Annotated in this window: 6 protein-coding genes and 1 pseudogene; 5 read left to right on the top strand and 2 right to left on the bottom strand. The window is 69.0% G+C overall.

The features are described from left to right. Both VN779_RS02655 and VN779_RS02650 read right to left on the bottom strand, forming a co-directional pair. A pseudogene (locus VN779_RS02655) lies at window positions 1-591 on the bottom strand (hypothetical protein); the annotation flags it as partial. Then, the gene (locus VN779_RS02650; RefSeq protein ID WP_325719744.1) at window positions 588-1,274 is read right to left on the bottom strand and encodes a response regulator transcription factor; all 687 of its coding nucleotides are present in this window, start codon (window positions 1,272-1,274) and stop codon (window positions 588-590) included. The gene VN779_RS02650 and the pseudogene VN779_RS02655, both read right to left, overlap by 4 nt. Window positions 1,275-1,580: 306 nt before the next feature. Between VN779_RS02650 and VN779_RS02645 the strand changes: the two genes are divergently transcribed. The 5 genes from VN779_RS02645 to VN779_RS02625 all read left to right on the top strand — a co-directional run bounded on the left by VN779_RS02645 (window position 1,581) and on the right by VN779_RS02625 (window position 8,257). Next, window positions 1,581-3,191: a DUF4192 domain-containing protein gene (locus VN779_RS02645; protein ID WP_325719742.1), complete on the top strand. Its 1,611-nt coding sequence runs from the start codon at window positions 1,581-1,583 to the stop codon at window positions 3,189-3,191. 51 nt (window positions 3,192-3,242) lie between these two features. Further along, entirely contained in the window at window positions 3,243-3,998 is a 756-nt protein-coding gene (locus tag VN779_RS02640; protein WP_325719741.1) for an NUDIX hydrolase, read from the top strand. Between the two features lie 212 nt (window positions 3,999-4,210). Beyond that, entirely contained in the window at window positions 4,211-6,343 is a 2,133-nt protein-coding gene (locus VN779_RS02635; RefSeq protein WP_325719739.1) for an ATP-binding cassette domain-containing protein, read from the top strand. Continuing rightward, a complete protein-coding gene (locus tag VN779_RS02630) occupies window positions 6,340-7,248 on the top strand; it encodes a hypothetical protein (RefSeq protein ID WP_325719737.1) in 909 nt (302 codons plus the stop codon). The genes VN779_RS02635 and VN779_RS02630 overlap by 4 nt, the downstream gene beginning before the upstream one ends. Before the next feature lie 88 nt (window positions 7,249-7,336). Next, a complete protein-coding gene (locus tag VN779_RS02625) occupies window positions 7,337-8,257 on the top strand; it encodes a FadR/GntR family transcriptional regulator (RefSeq protein ID WP_325719735.1) in 921 nt (306 codons plus the stop codon). Window positions 8,258-8,707: the final 450 nt, after the last annotated feature.

Genomic DNA, 8,707 nt, shown 5'->3' with positions numbered 1-8,707 from the left:
CGTTGAACTCATCGACTCCGCCAGAACGAGGGCGTTACCCGGGTAGCGCGGGATCGGTACGGCGACGACGCGGTACGTACCCGACGATGTTCTGACCGACTCTACGTAGGCGGTAAGGCGTCCTGACGCGACGTCGATTTCGCCTTGGTTTACCGGTGCGGACATATCTACCCGGCCGGTCTGTCCGTCCAGACTGGACACCATCGGCGGCGGCTTGGTCTGCTTCCCGAGCGCGTCGACGATGGTCGCCTTGAAGCCCGCGATCGAGAGGGTCAGGTCCGGGTCGTGTTCCAAGTCCGCCGTGCCCAGCCAGTTGGGGTCGGCCAGGCTCGTGTAGGTCGACAAGTACGCGCGCTGATAGAGATCATTGTCGAGCCGCGCCACGACCTCCGTGCGAATCACCGAGTAGCTGACGATCGCGGCCAGCGCGACGGTCAGGCCTACAGTCAGCATGATCAGTGCGGATACCCGTGCGCGCAGCGGCATCCGGTGCAGCGCCTCGCGCAGGGATCGCGCATACGCCCAAGCCGGCGCCTTGAGTGCCCGCTTCCGGCCAGCCTGCTCCGTCTTGCTCTGAGCTTCCGTCGTCACGGTGCCGTCTCTCGTAGCGCGTAGCCGATACCGCGCACCGTATGGATCAGGCGGGGCTCACCCTCTGCTTCCGTCTTTCGGCGCAGGTATCCGACGTAGACCTCCAGGGAGTTGGCGGTCGTCGGGAAGTCGAAACCCCACACCTCCTCAAGAATCTGAGCGCGCGTCAGCACCTGCCGTGGGTGCCGCATCAGCAATTCCAGCAGGTTGAACTCGGTACGCGTCAGGCGCACGGTGCGGTCGCCGCGCGTCACTTCGCGCGCGGAACTGTCGAGGGAGAGATCGGCGAACGTGAGGATGTCCTGGCCGGAGGCGTACGCGGTCTGGGTGCGGCGCAGCAGTGCGCGCAACCGCGCCAGCAACTCTTCAAGCGCGAACGGCTTGGGCAGGTAGTCGTCGGCGCCGGCGTCCAAGCCCGCGACCCGATCGGAGACCGCGTCGCGCGCGGTCAGCACGAGGATCGGCAGGTCTTCGCCAGCGGACCGTAGTCGACGGCATGCCTCCAGGCCGTCCAGTCTAGGCATCATCACGTCCAGGACCGCGGCATCCGGCCGGTTGCGCGCGATCGCTTCAAGGGCGGCGAGCCCGTCCGTGGCCACGTCCACTTCGTATCCGTTGAACGCCAGCGAGCGGCGCAGCGAGTCGCGCACCGCTTGATCGTCGTCAACCACCAGAATCCGCATGCCCGAAGTGTTACCCCGCGCGCTGAGAACGTCCTGAGACGCGCCGAAAGCCTCGCCGATAGTCGGCCCCGACGCTGTCCGATCCTCCTGAATTCGTACAACTACGTCCCAGGCTAATCGATCGTCGGATTATCGATTGCGCTGTTCAGGCGATGGCCTTTGTCCACAAGGGGCAGTTGTCCACAGGTGCCCGGAAATCTTCCCCGCAGGGCTTGCAAACCGGTGATCTTTGATTCAGGGCGGTCGCGGCAAGCACCGCCCGATCCGCCGGTCGGCGGCGGAGAAGATGCGAGGGAGGCAGGGCTGATGAGCATGACGACGGCTACCGCGGCGGGCGGCGTGTGTTGCGGCGGGCGGGACTGTCCTGAAACGGACTGCTCCGGTGTGGACACCATGGAGCCACAGGCGGACCGCTTCAATGGGATCCACCTCACCGCAGGCAGTGAGGACGAGGCGGAGGCGCTGGCCGCGCAACTGGAGGGCGGGCTTCCCGGAGCGGTGCGACTGGGCTCTCCGGCCGAGGTCGCGGCGGCGATCCCGCACTTCTTCGGGTTCCATCCGGATTCGAGCATCGTGCTGCTCGGGCTCGCCAGGTCGCAGCACGACTGCCGAGCCGGGATCAGCCACGGGCTGCGAGTCGACCTCGCGTCGGTGGCGCACGGCCCGGCCGCGTTCGGCCGCTGGGCCGCGGCGCGGCTCGCGGAGGCCGGAGCGAACGAGACGCTCTGTGTGATTTACCCGCCGGAGGGCGGCCCCGCGCGGATGGCGGACTACCGGCGGCTGGTGGCCGGTATGTGCACGCCGCTGCGTTTGGCAGGCGTGGCACCGCTCGACGTGCTGTTCGTCGCCGACGGGCGTTGGTGGTCGTTCCTGTGTGACAGCCCGACGTGCTGTCCGCCGGAGGGCTCGCTGGTGGAGACCGGAGTCAGCGCCATTGCCGCGCTCAGCGCCTATTCGGGCCTGGCGGTGCTGCCGAACCGCGCGGCTCTCGCGGCGAGCCTCGAGCCTTACGGCGGTGATATGGCGGAGCGGATGCGGGCTGCGTGCGATGACGCGCTCAGCCGCATCGCCGCCGAACACTTCGCGGCCGAGGCCGACTGCGCGCCCGAACCGCGGTCCGAGACTGCGTTCCGATCCGGCGGGGCCTGTTTCCCGGATGCCGGGCTCGGCGACAGCACCGGAATCCCGTTCTACCCCGCGCTTGAGCCTGCGTTGGTGATCGGGTCGAGCACGCCGCAAGGCGAGGAGCGCTACTCCGCCGGCGCCGAAGAGTGCGTGGCCGACTGCGACGATGCTGAAGGGATCCTCTGGGACGCCGCTGCGCCGTCCGACGACCCTGCGTCCGACGACCCCGCGTCGGACGAGGCAATCGCCCAAGCCGAGACACCGACCCCACCTAGCCGGTTCCTTGATTTCAACTGGGACGACGTGGCGCGAGCCTGGCAACTCGCCGACAGCTTGTGTGACGGCCAGGTGCCGCCAGACCGGGCAATGACCGATGAGACCGCGGGCGCACTGCTGGTCGCCTTGACGGACGTGCGGGTACGTGACTACCTGGCCACCTGGTGCGGTGATGACCGAGCCGGGCAGGCGGTAGCGCTCAGCGTGGAGCTGGCCCGGCGCGCGGTGACCGCGGAACAGGCGGCGGCTGCCTACTCGATCGCGGCCTGGGCGGCTTGGGCGCTCGGCTGGGGAGCGTGGAGCCGGCTTTGTCTCGAACTAGCGGCGAACGCGATGCCCGGCTACGCGCTCGCGGGGCTTATTAAGCAGGGCTTGGAGCGGGGCGTCGGTCCGGAACTCGTCCGCGAGGCGGCTCAGGGAACCGCGCGGCGGCTCGATGAGATGCGGGCCGAGCAGATCGCGGCGCAGGAACGGGAGTCCGCCCGGCTGCGTAGGAGCGTTGAGCCAAATGCGTAAGAGGCCTTCATCGCTGGTTATCGTCATTCGGACGATATATGATGCGCGCTCATGGCGACGTCGCAGAGCCCAGCTGGCTACAACGCCCGTGACTGGCCGCCGTTCGCGGTCACCGTGGACCTGGTTGTCCTCACGGTGCGGGACGGCGCGCTCTCGGCCCTGGTCGTGCGGCGCGGCGAGCAGCCTTTCGCGGGTTGCCTCGCACTGCCGGGCGGCTTCGTACGCGAGTCCGAGTCGCTGGGCCGCGCGGCGGCACGGGAACTCGCTGAGGAGACCGGCCTGGCCCAGCTTCCGGTGCATCTGGAACAGCTGGCCACGTACGGGGAGGTGGACCGGGACCCTCGGATGCGGGTCATCTCGGTCGCCTATCTGGCGCTCGCCCCCGATCTGCCCACTCCCCGAGCGGGCGGGGACGCGGTCGCCGCGGCCTGGACGCCGGTCGCTTCGCTGCTGCCCGAGTTCTTCCCCGGGTCAGCGGGTGCGGGGCCGGCCGGATCGACGCTGGCCTTCGACCACGCGAAGATCCTTTCCGACGGTGTGGAACGGGCGCGGGCGAAGCTCGAGTACTCCCCGCTCGCCGCCGCGTTCTGCCCGGCCGAATTCACCGTTGGCGAACTGCGCCGCGTCTACGAGGCGGTGTGGGGCGTGGCGCTCGATCCGCGCAACTTTCACCGCAAGGTCACCGGCACCCAAGGCTTCCTGATCTCGGTGGGCGACACGACGGCCCGTCAGGGCGGGCGCCCGGCGCAGCTCTTCCGGCTGGGTGACGTGACCCTGCTGAACCCGCCGATGCTGCGCCCGAACTAGCGCCATAGCTGGCCGACGCGCTTGCTGACCGCAGGTCCCTGACCTTTGGCTGACGGCACGTCAGCTCGGTTACGCATATTCAGCGGCTGCGCGCCCATGCGGGTGATTTCCGAAGCCACGAGCGTGTCAGCCGGTCCGGCTCGCCTGCCAGCGCCCGACGATCGAAGGGAGATCGGCTCAATCGGGTAGCGAACATCCAGGAGGCGCCGGGCGTGATCGAAGCCATCGACCTGACGGTACGGCGACGTGGCCGCACAGTACTAGACGCGGTCAGCTTCGATGTGCGTCCCGGGCAGGTGACCGGGGTGCTCGGCGGAACCGGGGCTGGCAAGACAGTGTTGTTGCGCCGGATGGTGGAGCTCGAGCGGGGCCGCGGCGAGACCCTGTTCGACGGCCGTCCGTATCGTGCGCTGCACCGGCCGATGCGAGAGGTCGGGCTGCTACTCGGCCCGGCGGTCGGCGACCCGGACCGGACTGTTCGCGGCTACTTGCGGCTCGCACTGGCGACCGATCGAGGCGCGGCGCGTGAGGGCATCCTCGCCGGCGCACGGCGATCCTCCGACGCAGGGACCGCGAACCGGCACGAGCGTGGCGGCGCGTTCGGGAACGTCGATAACTGGCACACGGTCGGTGAGCGGGGCGCCGGAGGTCAGGAGAGCGCGGACGCACGGATGCGCAGTGGCGCAGGCCATCACTTCGGGGTCGGAACCGGTACGCGGGTCGATGGCGGCCGCGACAATGCCGACGCGTGGGAACGCGCTGCAGAACGCGGTCGGGAGGCTGCCGACGTACATGGCGCGACACGTGGCGCCGCAGGCCGTCCCGACGGTACTCGCGCAAGCGCGCGAAACGCCTCGGGCCTACCTGCAACCGTAAACAGCCTTGGTCTTGACGCGGAGGAGGAAGCCGAATTCGCGGATGTACTCGCTGCTTGCGGCGAGTACCCCGAGTCCCTTGCCGAGTGTGACGGCGCGGGGGTAGCTCAAACTGGTGCACGCCGCCGTGGACGCTCCCACGACAACATCGAGGGTGACGATCTCGCCGGCCGTGGCTGGAGGTTCGGCTTTGGCCGTCGCAGTCGCCGCGATGAAACCGACCTCGCGGACCGGATCGAAGCCACCCGGCGCGGCCGGCCCGCCGACCGGATCGAAGCGGTCCTCGACATCGTTGGGCTCACCGAGCAGAGCCGCACGCGCCTGTCCGACCTGACTGAGGGCATGGCCACTCGGCTAGGCATCGCCGTCGCCCTGCTGGGTGACCCGAAGACGCTGCTGCTGGACTGTCCCGACCGGGCCCTGGAACCCGAGGGCGTGGCCTGGCTCGGTGCCCTGCTTCGAGCCTTCACGGCCCAGGGGCGTGCGGCGCTGGTCACCGGCTCGGACACGGAGACGCTGATCGGGATGGTGGATCGAGTGCTGCTGCTCGACTCCGGCTACCTGGTCGGCACGCGTACTGCTGAAGAGGTACTGCGCGCGCCGACCGGCGCGTCTGTCGTCGTGCGGTCGCCGCAGATCGTCCGGTTCGCTGCGATCCTCGGCGAGGCCGGGGCACGCAGCACACAGGGCGAGGGCGCGTGTCTTGAGGTGCGCGGACTCGACCGCGCGCGGGTCGGGGATCTGGCTTATCGGCACAACATTCCGGTCCACGAACTGTCGGACCGCTTTACGGGCTCGGATCCCGGAGATCTGGTGTTGGCCGCGTGCACAGGGCGGCGAGTGAGGCCGGTCGTGCCAATCCAGGTCTTCCCTGACGGCAAGCGCGTAGTCGGCGTGCCGACGCCGGTCAGCGTTGGTACGAGCGCTCCGTTGTCCGGCATGCGGTCGTGGGGCGCGAAGGCGTTGCGGCCTGCGCGCGTGGATGGTGCGCGGGCGGCAGGCGAACCGGTCTCGAATGTCAGGGTGGTGAACTCGGACGCGGACAGTGAACCCAGCGTCAGGTTGATCACGGTGCTGCCCGACCCTGCGGCGCAGGCGCAGACGCAGACAGACGCGCAGGCAGAGAGAGCGGCTGATTCGGCGAGCGAACTGGCTGGACGAGCGGTGCCAGTGACCGATCCAGGGGACAGAGCAGGTACTTCCGAATCGGCGGGAGTAGCTGGGGGCGCCTCCTCAGGAGGAGCGGCGTCCGGCGAAGCCGGTGGCGTGCGGCCGGTCGGGGTGGCGTCCGCCGTGACTGGTGGTGTGCAGCTTGAGGGAGCGCCATCCGACCTGGCGTCCGATGTCGAATCCGCGGACGACTTGTCGGCTGACGGCCCCGCTGCCCACGAATCGCCTGCCGGCGAGTTGTCCGCTAGCGAATCGGACTCGCATGCCACAGCGGCCGACATTGAGGAGACGCACCGATGAGCTGGCTAAGGCCGCCCGTGCTCGCAACAGTCTCGAGCTTTGTCGGCGCACTGAGATACGAGCTCGTGCGGCTCGGCAATCTCCGCTCGATCCGCGGCGTGGCCTTCTTCGCGTTCGTGGCATCGGCGGTCCTCACCCTTCCCGCCGCGCGCCACATGATCGGACTCGCGCATCCGCTGCCGCCCGCGCCTCCGGTGCCCTCTCCCCGCTTGGCGCTGCACTCGCTCGTCTCAACCATCGACGTTCCCGCGGCTTCCGCTTGGTCGTCCGGGTTGCTGCATCAGTACTCGCCGACGCACGGTGGCGGCGCCTGGGTCGTCGCAGGCGGCGTAGTCGGGATGGTGCTGCCTGGCGCCGTCGCCGCGTGTAGCGCCGCGTGGCTCGGCGCGAGTTCGATCCGCTACGAGTACCGCCACGGAGGCGGTCTGCTCACTTTCGCCTTGCTCCCAAGGCGCTTCTCCGTGCTCGTCGCAAAAGCCGTAGTCGCGGCTTGCTTCGGCGCCCTGCTCTGCCTCGGCAGCACGCTGGCCGCTTACTGGACCGCACGGCTCGGCTTCAAAGTCTTCGGCGTCGATGTCGCGTTGCCCCCGCACCTCATGCTCGCCGATCCGCGCTCGCTCGCTATGGCCGCGCTTTGTGGCGTCTTGGGCGTCATGGGCGGCGCTGTGCTTCGTTCGCGCCTGCTCGCGACTACCGCAGCGCTCGTGGGATGCGCGCTGGTCGCCGTGTTCCTGCCGCAGTCGACGAGTCTGGCTTTGCCTTACGTAGCCCTGGCCGCACAGCGCACGGTGCGGTTCATGCCTGGCATCAGCGATACCGCAGCCCTTGGTTTGATCCTCGCTCTTCCACTGCTCGTGCTGACGCTGTCGGGAGTGCTTGCCGTTCGGCGGCGGCGCGTGGTCTGACCGGACCGGTGCCGGCCTGCTGCCAGCTGGCGTGCCTTAAATCCCATGATTCACTCGACGGAGTGCATTCCGTGACAATCATGAGTAAATGGTCGCCACAGCCCTTAAGCCGACTGCCGGGAACGCCGACCAGTTCAGCATGAACACCGTCTCCTCAGTCACCTCCGCGACCCTTCAGGCCCATCCCGGCGGCGTGACCGCTGCGGCCCAGGGCCAGACCGGCGAGGCGCAGGTCTACCCGTACGGCATGGCGCAGGGCGCGGCCGTCTTCCCACGGGCTGCCGCCCAGCGCGGCCGGGGCCTGCACGGCCAACTCGTCCAGCAGCTCGGCCAAATGATCGTGGCGGGCGAGCTCGGTGCGGACCGCCCGCTGGTCCCCGAGGAGATCGGCCAGCGCTTCGAGGTCTCCCGTACCGTAGTGCGCGAGTCGCTTCGCGTGCTCGAAGCCAAGGGGCTGGTCTCGGCCCGTCCGAACGTGGGCACCCGGATTCGGCCGGTGCACGAGTGGAACCTGCTCGACCCGGACGTGATCGAGTGGCGTGCGCTCGGCCCGTTCCGCACCGACCAGGCCCGGGAGCTCGCCGAGCTGCGGCAGGCCTTTGAGCCGCTGGCCGCGCACCTGGTCGCCGCCCAGGTATCCCGGCTGCCGGAGATCGCCCGCACTCGGCTGATGGAGCTCTCTGAGCTGCTGTCCGAGGCCAGCGCCGAAGGCGACACGATCGCGTACCAGCGCGCTGATGTCGAACTGCACTCCCTGCTGCTGCGCGCGACCGACAACCGCATGCTCGAGCACCTCGCTTCCGTCGTGTACGGCGCCCTGGAGATCACCGGCGTGCGCCCGCTCAGCTGCGTTCCCGGCTCGGGCGCCGGCGACGATCAGCACGCCGCCCTGGTCGACCGGCTGCTCGCGGGCGACGGCTCGGGCGCGGCGGAGGCGCTCAGTGGCCTGCTGAGCCGGGGAACCGGCGCTCCGGCGACTGCGCACGTGCCGGCGCAGCGCGATCACTGAGCGAGATCACTGACGCAGGCCCAGCGCAGGGCCAAGGCGCTGTGACGATTCGGCGACTGGCGAGCTGTCAGAAAGCAACCAGCGCCACGGTCTCAGTGAAGCAATGAAGTCAGATAGGCATCGACTCGGGTTAGGCAGTGGCACGGGGCAAGTCGTCGGGAAGTGGCCGTTCGGTTCGGTACGGCCACTTCCCGATGTGCACAACGGGGAACGGGACGTCCGGCGCGCGTTGTTCTTACGGCCTGTGAGGCCCTGAGAGCGCGTCTGATCCCATTTTGGGGTCTAGCGTCACGCACTATCAGCGGCGGTTTGCCGCAATTGTCGGGTACGGCACGGCGAATCGGCCAAGCGGCGGGCCTGGCAAGGCGCCGGAGCATCCTCGCGCTCCTCATTCAACACCGTGGGTCGTCTGTGGATGTTTCGGCAACGCAGCCAGGGTCGTCGATCGGC

Origin of the sequence: Actinocrinis sp., from assembly GCF_035605935.1 — a bacterium.
Classification (GTDB): Bacteria; Actinomycetota; Actinomycetes; order Streptomycetales; family Catenulisporaceae; genus Actinocrinis.
This window is presented reverse-complemented; position numbering and strand designations above follow the sequence as displayed.